Annotated in this window: 1 protein-coding gene; it reads left to right on the top strand. The window is 39.3% G+C overall.

What is annotated here, in order from left to right; all coding sequences use genetic code 11:
• On the top strand, nucleotides 1-303 hold a 303-nt coding region (locus ACM615_RS24415; RefSeq protein ID WP_431012713.1), incomplete at both ends, for a hypothetical protein.

The raw sequence follows: 303 nt of genomic DNA, 5'->3' as shown, positions 1-303 counted from the left end.
TTATCTCTACCCACGGTGCGCGTAAAGGTCTTGCCGATACGGCATTAAAAACGGCCGATGCGGGTTATTTAACACGTCGTTTACATGACGTGGCACAAGATATGATTGTTATTACTCAAGATTGTGGAGGTTTAAGAGGTATTTATACAACGGCCTTAAAAGATAACGATGATGTTGTAGAACCGTTATATGATCGTATTTTAGGTCGTGTTTCATTATACAATGTATACGATCCTGAAACAGGTGAGTTGCTCGTTTCTGAAAATGAAGATATTGAAGAAGCTATTGCTGAACGTATCGAAG

Origin of the sequence: Rahnella sp. PAMC25617, assembly GCF_050606005.1 — a bacterium.
Taxonomy (GTDB): Bacteria; Pseudomonadota; Gammaproteobacteria; order Enterobacterales; family Enterobacteriaceae; genus Rahnella; species Rahnella variigena.
Note: the sequence above shows the minus strand (reverse complement) of the source record. Positions and strands in the feature narration are given on the sequence as shown.